Source organism: Leifsonia sp. Soil_N53 (genome assembly GCF_057655165.1).
The window spans coordinates 1-17,890 of sequence record NZ_JBDGMM010000018.1; the positions used below are offsets into that span (position 1 = coordinate 1).

Annotated in this window: 19 protein-coding genes; 9 read left to right on the forward strand and 10 right to left on the reverse strand. The window is 71.4% G+C overall.

The features are described 5' to 3' along the window. Window positions 1–630 (reverse strand): PucR family transcriptional regulator ligand-binding domain-containing protein (locus AC3A3H_RS00700; RefSeq protein WP_487612612.1); only part of this gene is annotated, 630 nt, incomplete at its 3' end. A gap of 23 nt (window positions 631–653) precedes the next feature. On the opposite strand from AC3A3H_RS00700, the gene gabT reads away from it, so the two are divergent. The 3 genes from gabT to AC3A3H_RS00715 all read left to right on the forward strand — a co-directional run bounded on the left by gabT (window position 654) and on the right by AC3A3H_RS00715 (window position 4,483). Then, window positions 654–2,015: a 4-aminobutyrate--2-oxoglutarate transaminase gene (gene gabT / locus AC3A3H_RS00705; protein ID WP_487612613.1), complete on the forward strand. Its 1,362-nt coding sequence runs from the start codon at window positions 654–656 to the stop codon at window positions 2,013–2,015. After that, window positions 2,012–3,514, forward strand: a complete 1,503-nt coding sequence (locus tag AC3A3H_RS00710) for an NAD-dependent succinate-semialdehyde dehydrogenase (protein WP_487612614.1) — start codon at window positions 2,012–2,014, stop codon at window positions 3,512–3,514. The genes gabT and AC3A3H_RS00710 overlap by 4 nt, the downstream gene beginning before the upstream one ends. Window positions 3,515–3,625: 111 nt before the next feature. Next, window positions 3,626–4,483, forward strand: coding sequence for a universal stress protein (locus tag AC3A3H_RS00715; protein WP_487612615.1), 858 nt, complete (start codon window positions 3,626–3,628; stop codon window positions 4,481–4,483). Window positions 4,484–4,491: 8 nt separating this feature from the next. Here the strand turns inward: AC3A3H_RS00715 and AC3A3H_RS00720 are convergent, their stop codons facing one another. The 3 genes from AC3A3H_RS00720 to AC3A3H_RS00730 form a co-directional block, all read right to left on the reverse strand. Then, window positions 4,492–4,881, reverse strand: coding sequence for a hypothetical protein (locus AC3A3H_RS00720; RefSeq protein WP_487612616.1), 390 nt, complete (start codon window positions 4,879–4,881; stop codon window positions 4,492–4,494). A gap of 133 nt (window positions 4,882–5,014) precedes the next feature. Further along, window positions 5,015–6,271 (reverse strand): hypothetical protein, encoded by a 1,257-nt coding sequence (locus tag AC3A3H_RS00725; RefSeq protein ID WP_487612617.1) that lies wholly within the window; start codon window positions 6,269–6,271, stop codon window positions 5,015–5,017. Window positions 6,272–6,300: 29 nt separating this feature from the next. Continuing rightward, complete coding sequence (locus AC3A3H_RS00730; RefSeq protein WP_487612618.1) at window positions 6,301–6,657, reverse strand: hypothetical protein; 357 nt, start codon at window positions 6,655–6,657, stop codon at window positions 6,301–6,303. A 373-nt stretch (window positions 6,658–7,030) separates the two neighbouring features. Between AC3A3H_RS00730 and AC3A3H_RS00735 the strand changes: the two genes are divergently transcribed. After that, window positions 7,031–7,939: a ZIP family metal transporter gene (locus tag AC3A3H_RS00735; RefSeq protein WP_487612619.1), complete on the forward strand. Its 909-nt coding sequence runs from the start codon at window positions 7,031–7,033 to the stop codon at window positions 7,937–7,939. A gap of 69 nt (window positions 7,940–8,008) precedes the next feature. Further along, the gene (locus AC3A3H_RS00740) at window positions 8,009–8,470 is read left to right on the forward strand and encodes a phage tail protein (protein WP_487612620.1); all 462 of its coding nucleotides are present in this window, start codon (window positions 8,009–8,011) and stop codon (window positions 8,468–8,470) included. Between the two features lie 12 nt (window positions 8,471–8,482). Here the strand turns inward: AC3A3H_RS00740 and AC3A3H_RS00745 are convergent, their stop codons facing one another. Further along, window positions 8,483–8,716 carry a three-helix bundle dimerization domain-containing protein gene (locus tag AC3A3H_RS00745; protein ID WP_487612621.1) on the reverse strand — a complete coding sequence of 78 codons (234 nt, stop codon included), beginning with the start codon at window positions 8,714–8,716 and terminating at the stop codon, window positions 8,483–8,485. Between the two features lie 35 nt (window positions 8,717–8,751). Between AC3A3H_RS00745 and AC3A3H_RS00750 the strand changes: the two genes are divergently transcribed. Then, window positions 8,752–9,447: a PhzF family phenazine biosynthesis protein gene (locus tag AC3A3H_RS00750; protein ID WP_487612622.1), complete on the forward strand. Its 696-nt coding sequence runs from the start codon at window positions 8,752–8,754 to the stop codon at window positions 9,445–9,447. Continuing rightward, window positions 9,444–10,340 (forward strand): Vgb family protein, encoded by an 897-nt coding sequence (locus AC3A3H_RS00755; protein ID WP_487612623.1) that lies wholly within the window; start codon window positions 9,444–9,446, stop codon window positions 10,338–10,340. The genes AC3A3H_RS00750 and AC3A3H_RS00755 overlap by 4 nt, the downstream gene beginning before the upstream one ends. A gap of 123 nt (window positions 10,341–10,463) precedes the next feature. Here AC3A3H_RS00755 and AC3A3H_RS00760 read toward each other — a convergent pair whose 3' ends face one another. The 3 genes from AC3A3H_RS00760 to AC3A3H_RS00770 form a co-directional block, all read right to left on the reverse strand. Next, window positions 10,464–11,957 carry a catalase gene (locus AC3A3H_RS00760; RefSeq protein ID WP_487612624.1) on the reverse strand — a complete coding sequence of 498 codons (1,494 nt, stop codon included), beginning with the start codon at window positions 11,955–11,957 and terminating at the stop codon, window positions 10,464–10,466. Between the two features lie 13 nt (window positions 11,958–11,970). Further along, a complete protein-coding gene (locus AC3A3H_RS00765; RefSeq protein WP_487612625.1) occupies window positions 11,971–12,417 on the reverse strand; it encodes a Fur family transcriptional regulator in 447 nt (148 codons plus the stop codon). A gap of 61 nt (window positions 12,418–12,478) precedes the next feature. Then, window positions 12,479–12,823 (reverse strand): DUF2200 domain-containing protein, encoded by a 345-nt coding sequence (locus AC3A3H_RS00770; RefSeq protein ID WP_487612626.1) that lies wholly within the window; start codon window positions 12,821–12,823, stop codon window positions 12,479–12,481. 100 nt (window positions 12,824–12,923) lie between these two features. On the opposite strand from AC3A3H_RS00770, the gene AC3A3H_RS00775 reads away from it, so the two are divergent. Continuing rightward, entirely contained in the window at window positions 12,924–13,979 is a 1,056-nt protein-coding gene (locus AC3A3H_RS00775) for a PqqD family protein (RefSeq protein WP_487612627.1), read from the forward strand. On the opposite strand, the gene AC3A3H_RS00780 is transcribed toward AC3A3H_RS00775, so the two are convergent. Further along, window positions 13,961–15,688 (reverse strand): cation:proton antiporter, encoded by a 1,728-nt coding sequence (locus AC3A3H_RS00780; RefSeq protein ID WP_487612628.1) that lies wholly within the window; start codon window positions 15,686–15,688, stop codon window positions 13,961–13,963. The genes AC3A3H_RS00775 and AC3A3H_RS00780 overlap by 19 nt on opposite strands. A 47-nt stretch (window positions 15,689–15,735) precedes the next feature. Beyond that, complete coding sequence (locus AC3A3H_RS00785; protein ID WP_487612629.1) at window positions 15,736–16,317, reverse strand: TetR/AcrR family transcriptional regulator; 582 nt, start codon at window positions 16,315–16,317, stop codon at window positions 15,736–15,738. A 189-nt stretch (window positions 16,318–16,506) separates the two neighbouring features. Here AC3A3H_RS00785 and AC3A3H_RS00790 point away from each other — a divergent pair. Beyond that, window positions 16,507–17,890: MFS transporter (locus AC3A3H_RS00790; RefSeq protein ID WP_487612630.1), on the forward strand; the 1,384-nt coding region annotated here is incomplete at its 3' end.

The window sequence follows — 17,890 nt, forward strand, 5'->3', positions numbered from 1 at the left end:
GGAGGCCGCGTCCAGCGCACCGGCCGGCGCCAGTCGGTCCAGCGTGCCGTCCGCCCCGATCAGCGCGACCGGCCGGTCGATCTGGCGCGCGAGCTCCGCGAGCACCGCCCCGAGTGCGTCCGGCCGCAGCGCCGCCAGCGAGATGGCGCGGGACGCGCGCAGCGCCCAGGTGTTCCGCGCGTAGGCGTCGGCGGCGACCCGGTCGGCCACGAACCGGGCCACGGCGATGAAGGGCGTGCGGTACGGCACCTCGAACAGCGCGAGTCCGTGCCTCGTGCACGCCTCGACCAGCGGCTCGGGGGTGTCGCGCACGACCTCCGTCCCGAATCCCAGCCCGGCGATCCCGTGCTCGACCAGCCGGGACACGTAGGGGTCGACGTCGTCCGGCGTCCCGGTCACGAGCAGCACCTGACCGGGCGAGAGGAACGGCGTCGGGTCGGGGAGGTCGGAGCTGTGCGCCCACGACAGCGGCGCGTCGAGCGCGCCGACGTCGGCCGCCGTGAGCAGGCGCAGTCCGAGCTCCGGGCGTGCCAGCAGCTGGGCGAGGGTCGCGGGCATCGGCAGCACTCCATCCGCCAGGATGTCGATTCCTGACGCTCGAATTGTACGGCCCGTCCAGGCGCGGGTCACGTCCGGCTCCTTACGATGCCGACATGACCATCGTTTCCCCCGCCACCGCAACCCTCGTCGGCGGACCCTCGCTCCCGCAGGAGCGCCGGCTCGTCACCTCCATCCCCGGCCCCGAGTCGCGCAAGCGCGCCGAGCGCAAGGCGCAGGCCGTCGCCGCCGGCGTCGGCGCCACCATCCCCGTGTTCACCGTGGCCGCGGGCGGGGGCGTGCTCGTCGATGTCGACGGCAACTCCCTCATCGACTTCGGCTCCGGCATCGCCGTGACCGGCGTGGGCAACGCCGCCCCGCGCGTCGTGGAGGCCGTGACCGCGCAGGTCGCAGCGTTCACCCACACCTGCTTCACGGTCGCCCCCTACGACTCGTATGTGGATGTCGCCGAAGCCCTCAACCGGCTCACCCCCGGCGACTTCGCCAAGCGCAGCGCCCTGTTCAACTCCGGCGCGGAGGCCGTGGAGAACGCGGTCAAGATCGCCCGGCACTACACGGGCAAGCAGGCCGTCGTCGCGTTCGACCACGCGTACCACGGCCGCACGAACCTCACGATGGGCCTCACTGCGAAGAACCAGCCGTACAAGAACGGCTTCGGCCCGTTCGCGCCCGAGATCTACCGCGCCCCGCTCAGCTACCCGCTGCGCGACGGCGGCCTCTCCGGCGCCGAGGCGGCCAAGCGCGCCATCAGCATGATCGAGAAGCAGATCGGTGCGTCCAACCTGGCCGCGATCATCATCGAGCCGATCCAGGGCGAGGGCGGCTTCATCGTCCCGGCCGACGGCTTCCTCCCCGCCCTGCAGGCCTGGGCGAACCAGAACGGCGTCGTGTTCATCGCCGACGAGGTGCAGACCGGCTTCGCCCGCACCGGCACCATGTTCGCGTCCGAGCAGTTCGGCATCGTGCCCGACCTGATCGTGACCGCGAAGGGCATCGCCGGCGGCCTCCCCCTCTCGGCGGTCACCGGCCGCGCCGAGATGATGGACGCCCCGCAGGTCGGCGGCCTCGGTGGCACCTACGGCGGCAACCCGCTCGCCTGCGTGGCCGCGCTCGCCGCGATCGAGACCTACGAGCAGGAGGACCTCGCGGGGCGCGCCCGCGCCATCGGCGAGATCCTGTTCGAGAAGCTCGGCGCCCTCCGCGCCGCCGACCCGCGCGTCGCCGAGGTGCGCGGCCGCGGCGCCATGGTCGCGATCGAACTGGTCGACGCCGAGACCGGCGAGCCGGACGCCGCGCTCACCGCCAAGGTCGCGGCCGCCGCGCACGCGGCCGGCGTGGTGCTGCTCACCTGCGGCACCTACGGCAACGTGATCCGTTTCCTGCCGCCGCTGAGCATCCCGGACCACCTCCTCATCGAGGGGCTGGACGTCGTCGCGGAGGCGGTGGCCAACGCATGAGCGCCGTCGACACCCCCACCACCGAGTTCACCACCACCGAGTTCACCGCGGCCGAGGCCGACCTCCTCTCCCGCGTCCCCGACGGCCTGTTCATCGGCGGCGCCTGGGAGGCCGGGACCCGCGAGCAGATTCAGGTGCAGGACCCGGCCACCGGCCGCGTCATCAAGCGCATTGCCAACGCGACGCCGGAGGACGGCATCCGCGCCCTCGACGCCGCTGTCGCGGCTGCCGACGCGTGGGCCGCGACCGCCCCGCGCACGCGTGCCGAGATCCTCCGCCGTGCCTTCGACCTGCTGCAGGAGCGCCGCGCGGACTTCGCGCTGCTCATGACGCTGGAGATGGGCAAGCCGCTGGCCGAGGCCAACGGCGAGGTCACCTACGGCGGCGAGTTCCTTCGCTGGTTCTCCGAGGAGGCCGTGCGCATCGCCGGCCGCTACGGCCAGAACCCGGAGGGCACCGGCACCATGGTCGTCTCGCAGCGACCGGTCGGGCCGAGCTTCTTCATCACGCCGTGGAACTTCCCGCTCGCGATGGCGACGCGCAAGATCGCGCCGGCGCTCGCGGCGGGCTGCACGGTGGTCGTGAAGCCCGCCGAGCTGACCCCGCTCACGACGCTGTTCTTCGCCCAGCTGCTCGCCGACGCCGGTGTGCCCGCCGGGGTCGTCAACGTCATCCCGACCAGCACCTCCGGTGTGGTCTCGGCGCCGATCATCGCCGACCCTCGGCTGCGCAAGCTGTCGTTCACCGGCTCCACCCCGGTCGGCCGCGCCCTGCTCGCACAGGCCGGCCAGAATGTCCTCCGCACCTCGATGGAGCTCGGCGGCAACGCGCCGTTCGTCGTCTTCGAGGACGCCGACCTGGACAAGGCGGTCGAGGGCGCGATGCTCGCGAAGTTCCGCAACATCGGCCAGGCCTGCACCGCCGCGAACCGCTTCATCGTCCACGAGGACGTCGCGGAGGAGTTCGCCCGCCGCGTCACCGATCGCGTGAAGGCGATGAAGATCGGCGCCGGCACCGAGCCCGGCGTCACCATCGGCCCGCTCATCGACGACCGCGCGGTCGACGCCATGACGGCGCTCGTGGACGACGCGGTGTCCCGCGGCGCCCGGGTGCTCGCCGGCGGCACCGCCCCGGAGGGCGACGGCTTCTTCTTCGAGCCGACCGTGCTCGTGGACGTCCAGCCCGGCAGCGACATCCTCCGCGAGGAGATTTTCGGCCCGATCCTGGCGATCACGACGTTCTCCACCGAGGAGGAGGCCGTGGCGCGCGCGAACGAGACCGAATACGGCCTGGTCGGCTACGTGTTCACCCAGGACCTCGCGCGCGGCCAGCGCATGATCGACCGCGTGGACACCGGGATGATGGGCCTCAACACCGGGCTCGTCTCCAACGCCGCGGCGCCGTTCGGCGGCGTCAAGCAGTCGGGCCTCGGCCGCGAGGGCGGCCTCGAGGGCATCCACGAGTACCTGAGCACGAAGTACACGCTCATCCCCGCCTGACCCGGCGGAACGGGCGGCCCGCCCCACTCCGGCGGGCCGCCCCACTCCAGCACGCCCCCCGCCCCAGCACCACCCCCACCTCCGCACCACCCGAGCCGGAAGAAGCAGACCATGACCACCACGCAGCGCATCCTCGTCGGATACGAGGCGACGCCGTCCGGCGAGGACGCCCTCGCCGCCGGAGCCGCGCTGGCCGCCTCCTTCGGAGCCGACCTGCACGTGGTTCTGGTCATGCCGGACACCTCCCGGCGCGGCAACGTGCCGAACGACCCGGCCTACGACGCCCTCCTGCGCGACACCGCGGAGGGCTGGCTGGCAGACGCGCGCACTCGCGTCCCGTCGTCGGTCGCCTTCAGCGGGCGGGTCGTCTTCGGCGACTCGCTCGCCGAGGGCCTGCTGGCCGCCGCGGAGGAGCTGGACGCGACGCTGATCGTCGTCGGCGCGGCGCGCGGCGGCCTGCTGGGCCGGTTCACCGTGGGCTCGGTCGCCGGGGCGCTGCTGCACGCGTCGCCGGTCCCGGTGCTCCTGGCGCCGGAGGGCTGGCGCGAGCGCGCGCCGCGGCTCACCCGCGTGACGAGCATGGTCGGCACCCGCGCAGGCGCCGCCGACGTGCTGACGACCGGCGAACGGCTCTCGGCCGCGGCCGGCGTCCCGCTCCGCCTGGTCTCCCTGCTCGCCCTCGACCTCCCCGGCGACGCGGCCGCCCCCAAGCAGAGCGTGGGCGAGCACCACGCCGCCGCGGTGCTGGAGGAGGCCAGTGCGGCGACCGGCGTCGTCGCGACAGCGGTCGTGGCGAAGGGCGACAACATCCAGAACGCGGTCTCCCGGCTCGACTGGGAGCCCGGCGAGGTCGTCGTGGTCGGCTCCAGCCGCCTCGCGCAGCCCAGCAGGCTGTTCCTCGGCTCGACCGCCGCCGCCATGCTGCGCGAGCTGCCGGTGCCGATGGTCGTGGTGCCGCGGACGGAGTGAGGCGTCCCCTACTGAAAGAGGGTGCTGAGGATCACGGTTCGCCCGTCTGTCACCACGTAGACGTTGCTCGCAAAACGCCCCTGCGAGAAGCGCTCATCCAGCTCGCGTGAGTTGACCACCTGTCCGGCCGGGATCGCCCCGCGCAACTGCGGTGAGAAGTCCTCGGGCAGAGGAAGCTCAGACGCCGATCCCGCCTTCAGCAGTCCGGCGTGCTTCGCTTCGGGGAGTTCCACGATCGCGTCGATCCAGTATGTGCTCGGCCCCGGCACGCGAGGGTCGCCCATCGTGCCGGACATCCACGTCGCAGCCTCCGCATCGCTCAGCTGCGGAAACCTCGATGTCAGAGGTTCGAGCTCATGCCGCACCTCGCCTGTGCCGTCTTTCCTGGCCGATTGCATAGTGGTTCCTCCTCGTGAATTCTCATCACCCGCCGGCTGGGGAGTGCAGGCACTCAGGACGAGCGCGACGCCGAGAGCGGGTGCTGCCAGAAGCCCATGGGCGGAGACGCGTCGTCTCACTGCGCCCTCGCCATCAGCGACCGCCTTCCGGCGGGGTTGGAAAAGTCACCTGCACGGATTTCGGATCGCCCACTGTCCACGTCACGGTTCGGACGACGTCACCGGTGGTCTCAAATGGCCGTGCCCAGCCCACCTCCGTGAATCTGCCGTTCTCGTCGTCTGACTCTCCCGATGCGATGTCCGCCTGCCCGCGGTTGAAGTTGTAGTAGTCCTCGGCATGAACCGTCACGGTCATCGTGGCTCGATCTCCGGTCACCGCGACGTCCGCACTCGTCCACTGATGGTAGCCACCGATCGCTTTCTGCCAATTCTCGGTGTCCGGGTACGCGCCGGCGGGCCCGGCATTCCCAGTGATCGAGAAGGACGTGCGCCCGTCAGCGGCGAAAGCGTCGGCGGAGAGTTGGGCGACAGTGATCGCGTCGTCGATGTTGCCGGCGATCGCCGGATCGTCGCGGTAGGCCTTCTCGAAGTCGATGACGAAGGGATCGCCAGTGTTCGACCAGTAATGCTCGTACGTCGCGAGCGCATCGGCGAGCTCCCGACCCCTCAACAACCGCCCACCTCTCATCATGGCTTTCCACTTCATCGAGCTCGCGTGATCCCCGAGCGTCGGAGCATCCGAGTTATAGACGAAGTCCTCATCCCACTGGATGCGGGGTCGCTTGGGCGGACCGAGCGAGAAGCCGTGCTGGTCCGCAGCGGCCTGGCTCTTCATGCCCGCCTTCGTCATCGACGGAACCGTCGCTGTATCCGGCGCCGCCAGAGCCTGCTGGAAGAGCCCGCTGGTCGCCGTATCGAACTGGAGCAGTGCGGAGAGCCGGTCTTCCAGGCCGCGAACTGTTCGATCGAGCTGGTCCAGGACCAGCTCCAGCTGGCGATTCAGCAGCTGCAGCGACTCGCCGACCAGCGGCACCGCGGACATCGCACCGGCGGCGGCGGAGTTGACCTCGATCAGGTCCTCCGTCGCAGCTTTCATCGCCCGGCTCGCCTGCAACTGCACGTTCAGCTCGTCTTCGTGCAGCGCCCCGAACGGGCTGATCTTCGCGTCCTCCCGCCGATACACGTCCAGGTCTCGCTGGAGCGAATCGAGGAGGTCCCGATGCTCCGCGATGGCCGATCCGACCTGCTGCTCGAACAGCACCCGGGCGGCGGCGTATCCCTTGCCCGAGAGGTCCCCGCCGTCCAGGGAACCGATCGCATGGGCGTTCGCGCTGTCAAGCTCCGTCAGCACGGTTCGACCGTGCGCGAGGTTCTTCGTGAGGGCGGTCATGACGCTGCTGGAGTCATCCGGACGGTAGATCAATCCCACGGCAGCCGGCTCGGCTCGTCTCTCAGGCGCTCGATCTCAGCCTCGCCATCGATTCGGATCGCGCGCGACGCCTCACCGGACAGCTCGGACTGCTCGCGGGCGAGCCTCTCGGCGTAGGCGCCGAGTTCACGCAGCGCCGCGAGGTCGTGCTGCACGCCATAGTTCTCTGTCCCGACCGCATGACCGGATTCCTCGAAACGGTCGACGTTCTCACGCATCACCTGCCGGAACGTCGCCCACCTCTCGTCGAGCTGACGAAGTGCGTTCAGGTCCTCATCGACCTGATTCTCGTGTGCTGCGATCCGCCGGTCGCACTCCGCTCGGGCGCTCGCATTCCGGTCAGTCATAGCTCCCACGTCCACTTTCCCGCGTCGTGAGTGTCGCGCTCCTCGATCACCCTCCAGCGCTCGCGTGCGGGCCAGGCGCATCGACCTGCACGACGGAAAATCGCGAAACCGCATCCTGCGCGGCATCCGCACTCGACGAAACCCTCACTGACTCACCTCACTGCCACAACGCCCGAAGACTATGACTAGCCTACATACATCGTTACGACTGTGATTCCAGATTTTTGAAGAGTCACGTCGCGGTCGTGATGCCGCGGACGGAGTGATCATGCGACTCCTCACAGTTGATTCCGTGTAAGGGGAGGCTTACCTTACAATCGAATGCGGCCGGAGCCCGCCGGTTCGATGTCAACAGCCTCCACAAAGGATCTTCATGCCTCCCATGGGTGTCGCCGCTCTCGGCGCCGTCGCCGGTCTCACGATCTTCCTCGGCCTGCCGATCGGCCGGCTGCGCTCGAACGCGGTCGGCCTGAAGGCCGCGCTGAACGCGCTCGCGACCGGCATCCTGATCTTCCTGCTGTGGGACGTCCTCTCGCAGGCCTGGGAGCCCGTGGACAAGGCGCTCTCGTCGCACCAGCTCGGTCCGGCGCTCGGGCAGGGCCTCCTCATGGCCGCGTGCATCGGAGTCGGCCTGCTCAGCCTGACCTACGTCGACCGGTACATGAAGCGCCGCGCGCTGGCGCTGGCCTCGCCGATCCGGCCGCCGGCCGGCCCCGAGGGGTCGCACGGCGCACCGCACCGGCACCCGTCGCCTGCCGACGCCGGCGTCGGGGCCGTCGGCACCGCGACCGGCGTCGCGATCGTCGCCGCCACCGAGCTGGAGTCGCGCGCGGGAGCCCGCCGGCTGGCGCTCACCATCGCGATCGGCATCGGCCTGCACAACTTCGCCGAGGGCCTGGCGATCGGCACCGCGGCCGCGCAGGGCGAGCTCGCCTTCGCCGTCCTGCTCATCGTCGGCTTCGGCCTCCACAACGCCACGGAGGGCTTCGGGATCGTCGCGCCGCTGAGCGGCACGCGCCCGTCCTGGGGCTACCTCGCGCTGCTCGGCGTGATCGGCGGCGGTCCGACCTTCCTCGGCACCGTCATCGGCCAGGCGTTCAGCAGCGACATCGTCTCCATCGCCTTCCTCGGACTGGCCGCCGGCTCCATCCTGTACGTCGTGATCGAGCTGCTCGCGGTAGCCCGCCGCACCGGGATGAAGACCCTCGTCGCGTGGTGCATCTTCGCCGGGATCGTGGCCGGTTTCGCGACCGACGCCATCGTGACGGCCGCCGGAGCCTGACCGCGCGGGTCTGTAGGCTCGTCACAGAGCCGAGCAGCCAGAGCCGAGCAGCCGAGCAGGGAGGACCGCATGCGCCAGGTCGTCGATTTCGTCACCGTCTCCACCCAGGGCCTGGAGTCCAGCCCGGTCGCGCCGGCCCTCGCCGGGCTCCGCGCCAACGAGTCCCGGTACTTCAAGAACAAGTACGACCTCGACTTCGCGACCGCGCCGGCCGCCGAGGAGCCGGAGGCGCTCGACTGGGTGAGCCGCATCCTCGCCGACGAGCGCGGCATCGTGATCGCCTCGCCCGCGCTGGAGGTGACCTCGTTCGAGGTGGACGGCATCCGGATGGCCTACGTGTTCTACGAGTCGGGCCTGTCGATCAACGTCATGTACACGATCGACGACGCGGGCAAGCGCGCCGTCGGCTTCAAGCTGTCGGACGGCATGGAGGTGCCGGACGAGCTGTCGACCTTCAAGTTCGCGCGCCAGAAGTCGCGCCTCGCCGGGACGATCCGCGGCTCCTACTTCGTCGTCAAGGGCACGTACTGAACCGGTCGCCGCTCACGCCAGCGGCCTGACCTCCTCGGCCAGCTCGCGCTTGACGTCGTGCTCGATGAGCACCGGGATGAAGTCGCGCACGGGCGCGCCGGTGTAGTCGATGTGCCGCTGGTGCACGAGGTCGGCGATGCGATCCCGGGGGACCGTCGGGAAGCGCTCCGCGAGCCGGTCGACGGCATGGTCGATGGCGACCTCTTCGTCGGTGGGGGCGGCGGGGGTGTTGGCCTCGTCACTCATGGCGCGATTATCCCCCGCATGACAGGGTGGAGGCTATGGATGAAATCGAGGTAGTGGTCGTCCGCGTCTTCACCGACGAGCGTGGCGCGAACGGCAACGAGCTGGGCATCGTGACCAGCTCACCGGCGACGGCAGGGCGGGAGCAGGACATCGCAGCGGCGCTGGGGTTCAGCGAGACGGTGTTCGTCGACTCGCTGGACGAGGAGGCCGGGCTCGCGGCCATCCGCATCTTCACGCCGGCCGCAGAGCTCCCCTTCGCCGGCCACCCGAGCGTCGGGACGGCGTGGTGGCTCGCCCACGAGCGCACCCCCGTCGGCGCGCTCGCCGAGAAGGCGGGCGACGTCGCGGTGACCGTCGACCTCGACGGCGACTGGGCCGCGATCGACGCACGCGCGGCGTGGACGCCCGATTTCACCTGGCTGCCGCTCGACTCCCCGGACGCGGTGGACGCCCTGGACGCGTTCGCGTTCACGGAGGGCCAGCACTACGCCTACGCGTGGATCGACGAGAAGGCCGGGACGCTCCGCGCCCGGATGTTCGCCCCGGCGATGGGCATCGTGGAGGACGAGGCGACCGGCGCCGCCGCCGTCGCGCTCACCGCGAAGCTCGGCCGGGGGCTGCGCATCGTGCAGGGCGAGGGCTCCGAGCTGGCCACCGAGCCGCTCGACGGCGGCCTGATCCGAGTGGGCGGCACCGTGGTGTACGACCGCACCATCGACGCGACGCTGTGAGCGGAGAGGTTCCGCCTGCGGCCGGCGTCGTCGAGCTGATACCGGTCGGCGAGCCGGGGGAGGGTCCGTACGGCATCGCCGCGACCGACGACGGCGCCGTGTGGGTCACCCTGGTGCACGGTGCGGCGGTCTGCCGCCGCGACCCGGACGGCACGCTCACCCGGCTCGACCTGGGCGCGGGCGCGCAGCCGTCCGTGGTCACTGCAGCGAACGGCTCCGACGTGTGGGTGAGCGACACGACCGGAGGCCGCCTGCTGCTGCTGGGGCCGGGCCCGCGCATCCTGGCCGAAGCGGTCGTGCCCACTCCGGGAGCCCAGCCGTTCGGCGTCGCCTCGGTCTACGACGGCACGACGTGGTTCACCGAGCTCGCCGCGGACGCGCTCGGCCGCATCGGGGTGCTCGGCCGGGTGGAGGAGTTCCCGGTCGGCCGTGAGGACGTGCTGCCCTCCATGATCACCGCCTCCGGAGACTCGCTCTGGTTCACGATGAACGCGATCGACGCCCTCGGCCACATCCGAGGCGGCGACGCCGCCGTCGCGATCACCGAGCTGCCCGCCGGCTCGGCCCCGGTCGGCATCACGGTCGCCGAGGACGGCGCGGTCTGGGCCGCCCTCATCGGCGCGGACGCCCTGGCCCGCATCGGCAGGGACGGCACGCTCACCCTCCACCCGCTCGGCGCGGGCGCCAAGCCGCACGCGGTCGCCGCCGACGCCACCGGCGGAGTCTGGGCCTCCCTCTGGGGCGCCGACGCCCTCTCCCACGTCACCGCCGCCGGCGAGACCACCCGCGTCCCCCTTCCCCCGGCCTCCGAGCCGCACGCCATCACCGTCGCCCCCGACGCCACCATCTGGGCCGCCCTCGAATCCGGCGCCCTCGCCCACTTCCACCCCTAACCCCCACCCCGGCCCCGGCCCCGGCCCAACGGAGGACATCCACCTCCCGCCGCGCCCGGAAAGCAGCGAACGGAGGGGATCCCGGCCTGTTGGGCCGGGATCCCCTCCGTTCGGGTCAGGGCTCTACTCGGCTACGCCGACGTACTCGGCGGCCTGGTCCGCGTCGACGTCGCCGGACTCCAGGCGCGCGCGCAGGGCGACGCCGAGGTCGGCGTCCACGTTCGTCCAGTACTGGATCGCGCGCTCGCGGATGTCGTCCCGGGTCACGCCGCCGACGGCGCCGGCGATCGTGTCGAGGAAGCGCTCCTTGGCCGCGTCGTCGTACACCTCGCGGTAGAGGGTGCCCGCCTGGCCGAAGTCGTCGTCCTCCGCGTGCAGCGTCGCCGCCGCGCGCGTCAGCGCGCCGTCCGACTCCCACGAGCCCTCGCCCGCCACTGCAGCCGAGGCCGACGGGCCGCCGAACGAGTTCGGCGCGTACACCGGCGCCGACGCCGCCTTGTAGCCGTGCCGACCCGCCCCGTCCTGCGAGTAGTTGTGCACCGGGGCGACCGGCGCGTTCACCGGCAGCTCGTTGTAGTTGGTGCCGACGCGGTAGCGCTGGGCGTCCGGGTAGGAGAACACGCGTGCCATCAGCATCTTGTCCGGGCTGATGTCGATGCCCGGGACGGTGTTGGCCGGGGAGAACGCCGCCTGCTCGATCTGCGCGAAGAAGTTCTCCGGGTTCTCGGTGAGCGTGTGCACGCCGACCTCGATGAGCGGGTAGTCGCTGTGCGGCCACACCTTGGTCAGGTCGAACGGGTTGAACCGGTAGGTCTTCGCGTCCTCGTACGGCATCACCTGCACGCTCACCTTCCACGCCGGGAAGTCGCCGCGCTCGATCGCCTCGTAGAGGTCGCGACGGTAGTAGTCCGCGTCCTCGCCCGCGATGCGCTCGGCCTCCGCGCCGTGCATCTCCTCGTTGCCCTGCAGCGCGTGGAAGTGGTACTTGACCCAGAACCGCTCGCCCGCCGCGTTGATCCACTGGTAGGTGTGCGAGCCGTAGCCGGGCATGGTCCGCCACGAGCGGGGGAGGCCGCGGTCGCCCATCAGGTAGGTCACCTGGTGCGCGGACTCCGGCGACAGCGTCCAGAAGTCCCACTGCATGTCGGCGTCGCGCAGGCCGGAGCCGGGGAGGCGCTTCTGCGAGTGGATGAAGTCGGGGAACTTGATGCCGTCGCGGATGAAGAACACCGGGGTGTTGTTGCCGACGATGTCGTAGTTGCCCTCGGTCGTGTAGAACTTCACCGAGAAGCCGCGCACGTCGCGCCAGGTGTCGGGGGAGCCCTGCTCGCCGGCGACCGACGAGAACCGCTGCACGGTGCGCGTGGACGCGCCGGGCTGGAAGACCGCGGCCTTCGTGTACGCGGTCACGTCGCCCGTGACGACGAACTCGCCGAACGCGCCGCCGCCCTTCGCGTGCACGATCCGCTCCGGGATGCGCTCGCGGTTGAACTGGGCGAGCTTCTCGACCAGGTACCGGTCGTGGAGCGCGGTGGCCCCGTCCGGTCCGGACGTCAGCGAGTGCGCGTCGCTGCCGACCGGGCTGCCGGTCTGGGTGGTCGTGTGGTTCTCCGTCATGGTTCTCCTAACCTCATCCGGCGCGCGGCGGGGCTTTCGCCGCGCGCTCCTGGCAGGACGGGCACAGCCCCCAGAAGGTGACCTCCGCCGTGTCGACCACATACCCGGCTGCGCCCGAGGGCTGCAGGCAGGGGGCGTGGCCGATCACGCACTCCACGTCCGCCACCGCGCCGCACGAGGTGCACACGACGTGGTGGTGGTTGTCGCCGACGCGCCGTTCGTACAGCGCGGGCGAGTGGGCCGGCTCGATCCGCCGCAGCAGGCCGGCCGCGGTCAGGTCGCCGAGGACGTTGTGGACGTTCTGGATCGAGGTGCCGGGCAGTGCGGGCAGCACGGCGCGGTACACCGATTCGGCGTCCACGTGGGGGTGCGCGTCGAGCGCGTCGAGGACGGCGAGCCGCCCCTGCGTCACGCGCAGGCCCGACGCGCGGAGGGCGCCTTCGAGCTGTGCGGTGTCCATGCCGCCACGCTACCGGGTTTCTTTTGAACAACTCAAAACAGCGCGGATCCCGGGTGTGGCGTCAGCGGAGGATGGACTCCATCTTCTTGCCGCGGGCGACCTCGTCGACGAGCTTGTCCAGGTAGCGGACCTGCTGCATGAGGGGGTCCTCGATCTCCTCGACCCGCACTCCGCAGATCACGCCGGTGATCAGCGATGCGCGCGGGTTCATCGCGGGCGCCTGGGCGAAGAAGGTGCGGAGGTCGGAGCCGTCGGCCACGACGGACGCGATGCCCGCATCGTCGTAGCCGGTCAGCCAGCGGATCACCACGTCCACGTCGTCCTTGTTGCGGCCCTTGCGTTCGACCTTCGTGACGTAGAGCGGGTAGATCGTGGCGAACGGCATTGCGAAGATCCGGTGCTCCATGCCTTCGAGGGTAGCCGCGCGCGCGGCGTGCGACAACGGGGGCGGCGCGGCTCCTCCCGTAATCTTGCATGAGGAGTTTCAGACTGAAGGGTGGATCACGATGGTGCGCGAATTCCGGGTGGATGCCCTCGGCGAGCGCCTGCGCGTGACCGTGGAGGGGATGTCGGAGGCCGACGCCGACCGGCTTCGGGGGCAGTGGGGGCGTCTGTCGTTCGACGGCGAGTCCTCGGGCACCGTGACCGTCGACGCCGGGCGCGGCGACGCAGCCGACGTCCACGGCCGCGACCTCGACGAGGTCGGCGTCGCCCTCCGCCGCGCGATCAACCTGCGGGCGATCGAGGCGAGCCGCGGGAGGCTGCTGACCCTGCACGCGGCGGGTCTCGCCGATCCCGTGACGGGCGATGTCATCGCGCTCGTCGGTCCATCCGGCGCGGGCAAGTCGACCGCCGCGGCGGTGCTCGGGACGGCGCTGGGGTATGTGTCGGATGAAACCGTGGCGGTCGCGCCCTCCGGCGAGGTGCTCGCCTTCCCCCAGCCGCTGGCGTTCAAGCTGCCGGATGGGCCGGGCAAGCGCGTCATGGGGCCGGACGAGCTCGGGCTGCTGCGACCGGGGCCGCGGCTCCGGCTGTCGTGCGTGGCCCTCCTCGACCGCACCGCTTCCGCGACCGTGCCGGAGATCGAGACCGTCGGGCTGGGGGACGTCGTCGGCGAGCTGGTCGAGCAGGTCAACTACTTCGACGCGCTGCCGCGGCCGCTCACCGCCCTCGACGCGCTGGTCCGCCGTTGCGGGGGCGTGCACGTGATCCGCTACCGCGAGGCGGCCGACCTCCTGGAGCCGGTGCGCGGACTGCTGCAGGCGTCGGCGGAATCGGCGACGTACAGCCGGGTGGAGCCCGACGACTGGGTCGCCCTCGACGGCGCGACGGCGGTCCTCGCCGAGAGCCGGATCACCGTGCTGACGCCGCTCGCCGCACTCCTGTGGAGCCTGCTCGACGTCCCGCAGCCGCTGCGACGGCTGGCGGCCGCGGCCGAGCGGGAGTTCGGTCCCGCGCCGGAGGGGGGCAGCGCGGACGCGGTGCGCGCCATGCTCGGCGAACTCGCCGACGCCGGACTCGTGCGATCGACGCGCTCCGGCCGTCACCTCGCCCGGGACTGAAGCCGCGTCTCCTCGATGTCGAGCATGTTCTGCGCCTCGCTGAGGATGCGCGACGGGTAGGCGCCGCGTGCCCGTTCCGCGAGCAGGCGGTCGCGCTCCGCGTCCACCACGGCGAGCCGCAGCGTGCGGTAGACGTGGTGCGGCCGGCCCTCCGGCGGGGTGTCGTAGAGGACGATGCGCTCCCACGCCGCCTCCGCACGCAGGTACGTGGTCTGGCGCACGCGCTCGACGACCTCGGGGTCGACCGGGGCGGTGGTCCCGGCGACGGCTTCCGGGTCGTCCAGCACAGCGAGGCCGGCTTCGCTGAGGTCGTCGAGGAGCTGTGCGAGCAGCCTCCTGTCGTCTTTGATGTCGATGCCCTGCAGCCCGAGCGCCCGGATGAGCCAGGGGAGGGTGCCGCCCTGCACGACCAGGCTGACGAAGGCGACCGTGAACGCGATCAGGATGAGCTGCGGGCGGTACGGGATGTCGGCCGGCAGCGACTGCGCCGCCGCGAGCGTGACGACGCCGCGCATCCCCGACCAGCCGAGGACGACCCCGCCGCGCCAGTCGATGGCCTCCTGCCGGAACTCCTCCAGGTCGCTGCGGTGCCGCCAGTAGCGCACCTCGGCGCGCTGCTTGCGCTGGGCCTGCCAGCGGTAGCGCACCGGATGGTCGCGGAAGTAGCTGATCATCAGCCACTCCCGCAGCACTTGTCGCTCGGCCCGTTCGCCGCGTCTTCGGAGGAAGAAGATGAGCGGCCCGATCAGGATGTAGCGGATGACCACGAGCGAGGCCATCGCGATCAGCCCGATGCCGACCGCGTCCCACACGCTGAGGATCTCGGGGTGCTCGACGTCGGCGATGAGGGTGCGCAGCTCGAGCCCGATCAGCAGGAAGACGCCGTTCTCGAGCAGGAACTGGATGGTGCGCCAGTTGATCTGGTCGCTGATCCGCGCCTGGGCACTGAACTGCCGCGGCGCCGCGTGACCGGTGTAGAGACCGGTGACGACGACGGCGAGCACGCCGGAGCCGTGCAGCGCCTCGGTCGGGGCGAACGCGGCGAACGGCACGACCACCGACAGCGCCGTGTCGAGCACCGGGTCGCTCAGCTTGGAGCGCACCCAGACGGTGACGAAGCCGACCACGAGCCCGATGGCCAGGGCGATGATCACCGCCGAGAAGAAGTCCAGGACGCCCGCGAGCGGAGTGGCGAGGGTGCCGACCGCGGCGGCGAGGGCCGTGCGCAGCAGCACGAGGGCGGTGGCGTCGTTGACCAGCCCCTCGCCCTCCAGCACCGTCAGCAGCCGGGGCGGGAGGCCGAGCTTGCGGCCGATGGAGGTCGCCGCGACGGCGTCGGGCGGGCTGATGATCGCGCCCAGCGCGATGGCCGCGGCCAGGTTGAGGTCCGGCAGCATCGTGTAGAGCACGAAGCCGGATGCGAACGCGGTGACCACGACGAGGAAGATCGACAGCCCGGCGATCGGCGCGAGGTTGCGGCGGAAGTCGGTGAGCGGGACGCTGATCGCCGCCGCGTAGAGGATGGGCGGCAGCAGGCCGTCGAGGATGATCTCCGGCGGCACCTGGATCTCGGGCACCCCGGGCAGCACCGAGAGCGTGACGCCGACGATCACGAGGATGATCGGGGCGGCGACACCGAGCTTGCGGGCGAACGCGGCGACGCCGACGATCACCGCGACGGCGATCACCGCATAGACACCGAGCTCCATGCTTCCCAGCCTACGGAAGATGCGAGAAGGCTGAGAGCATTCTCACGTCAGCGGGCGCGCAGCCCGTCGATCGCCATGGCCACGACGCGGTCGCGCTGCTCGTCGTCCTCGAAGGCGACTCCCGCGACCCCGGACACCATCCGGATGACATCGCCGATCGACGCGTCCGTGCGGAGCTCGCCGGCCTCCTGCGCCCGGCGCACGAGCGGCTCGCCGGCGTCGTAGAGGGAGGTGCGGCAGCTCATCAGGACGGGGGAGTCCTTGTTGAGCCCCTCCAGCAGGGCCTTCTTGGTGCCGACGTAGAGCAGGAACCGACGCAGCCAGGCCTGCACGGCCTCCCACGGCTCGAGGGAGGCGGCGTCGGCGGCGGCGCGGACCACGGCCTCCACTTCTTCGACGTAGACCGCCTCCACCAGGGCGTCGCGGGTGGGGAAGTTGCGGTAGAGGGTGCCGATGCCGACGCCGGCGCGGCGCGCGATGTCCTCGAGGGAGGCTCCGGCGCCGTCCTCGGCGAACGCGTCGCGCGCCGCGGCGAGGAGGGCGTCGAAGTTGCGCCGGGCGTCGGCGCGCTGCGGGCGCGCGATCAGCGGGCCCGCGGTGGCGGTCTCGGCTACGTCTGTGCCGGTCACGGCAGTCGTCCTTCCGGGGTGGTCGAAAACTGAGGGTTGCGAAGCGGAGGCACCCTCCGGTAATGTCGTATCCGTAACCGGAGGCAGCCTCCGAACGGAGCCTCCCTCCAATTGTAACTCCTCCTCACCAGAGATTCACCCGGTCGCCCATACGTCGGCCTTCCTTCGAGAAACGGAAGAACGTACCCCATGTCTCGATCCCGTCCATCCGCCACCTTCGCCGTCCTGGCGCTGAGCGTGGCCTCCTTCGCGACGCTCCAGTCGCTCGTCGTCCCGGTCCTGCCGGTCATCCAGCAGGACCTCCACACCACCACCGCCGGCGTCACCTGGACCATGACCGCCTGGCTGATCGCCGCCGCCGTCGCCACGCCCCTGCTCGGCCGCGTCGGCGACCTGGTCGGCAAGCGCCGGATCTTCGTCCTCGCGCTGCTGGCGGTCGCGCTCGGCAGCGTGATCGCGGCCGTCGCGCCCTCCATCGGCGTCCTCATCGCCGGCCGGGTCGTCCAGGGCCTCGGCGGGGCGATGTTCCCGCTCGCCTTCGGCATCATCCGCGACGAGTTCCCGCCGCACCGCCTGCCGTCGGCCATCGGCGCGATCGCCTCGATCATCGCGATCGGCAGCGGCCTCGGCACCGTGCTCGCGGGCCCGCTCGCCGCCGCCCTGAGCTGGCGCGGGCTGTTCCTGCTGCCCGTCGCGCTGACGGTCACCGCCGCGGTGCTCGCCCTCGTCATCGTCCCCGAGTCGCCCACCCGCGCGACCGGAGGCGTCAACCCGTGGTCGGCCGCGCTGCTCTCGGGCTGGCTGATCGCGCTCCTGCTGCCGCTCAGCACCGGCGCGCAGTGGGGCTGGTCGTCGCCGCTGGTGATCGGGCTGTTCGCGCTCGCCGCCGTGCTCCTCGCGGCCTGGGTCGTCGTGGAGCTGCGCTCGCGGCATCCGCTGGTCGACATGCGGCTGATGCGTGAGCCGGGCGTCTGGTCGATGAACGCGGCCGCGATCTTCATCGGCGCAGCCATGTTCGCGGTCTTCGCCTTCTTCCCGCGGTTCGTGCAGACGCCGGCCTCCACCGGCTACGGGCTGGGCGCGACCGTCGCGGAGTCGGGGCTGCTGATGCTGCCCATGCTCGTGACGATGGCCGTGACCGGCTTCCTGAGCGGGCCGCTGGAGCGCTGGCTGGGCTTCCGCAGCCAGATCGTCATCGCGGCGACGGTGATGGCGGGCGCCAGCCTGTCGCTCGCCTTCCTGCACGGCTCGCTCGCGGCGGTCGCCGCGGCCTCCGGCGTGTTCGGGATCGGCCTCGGCATCGTCTACGCGGCGATCACGAGCGTGGTGGTGCAGAGCGTCCCGGCCACGCAGACCGGCGTCGCCAGCGGCATGAACGCCAACCTCCGCACCGTCGGCTCGGCGATCGGCGCCGCCGTGATGACCGCGCTCGTCACCGGCACGCTCGGCACCGGCGGCCTCCCCGCCGAGTCCGGCTATACCGAGGGCTTCGCGACGGCGGGCGTGCTCGCCCTCGGCGCGGCCGCCGCCACGGTGTCCGCAGCGGTCGTGCTCCGGTCGCGGTCGGCGCGGG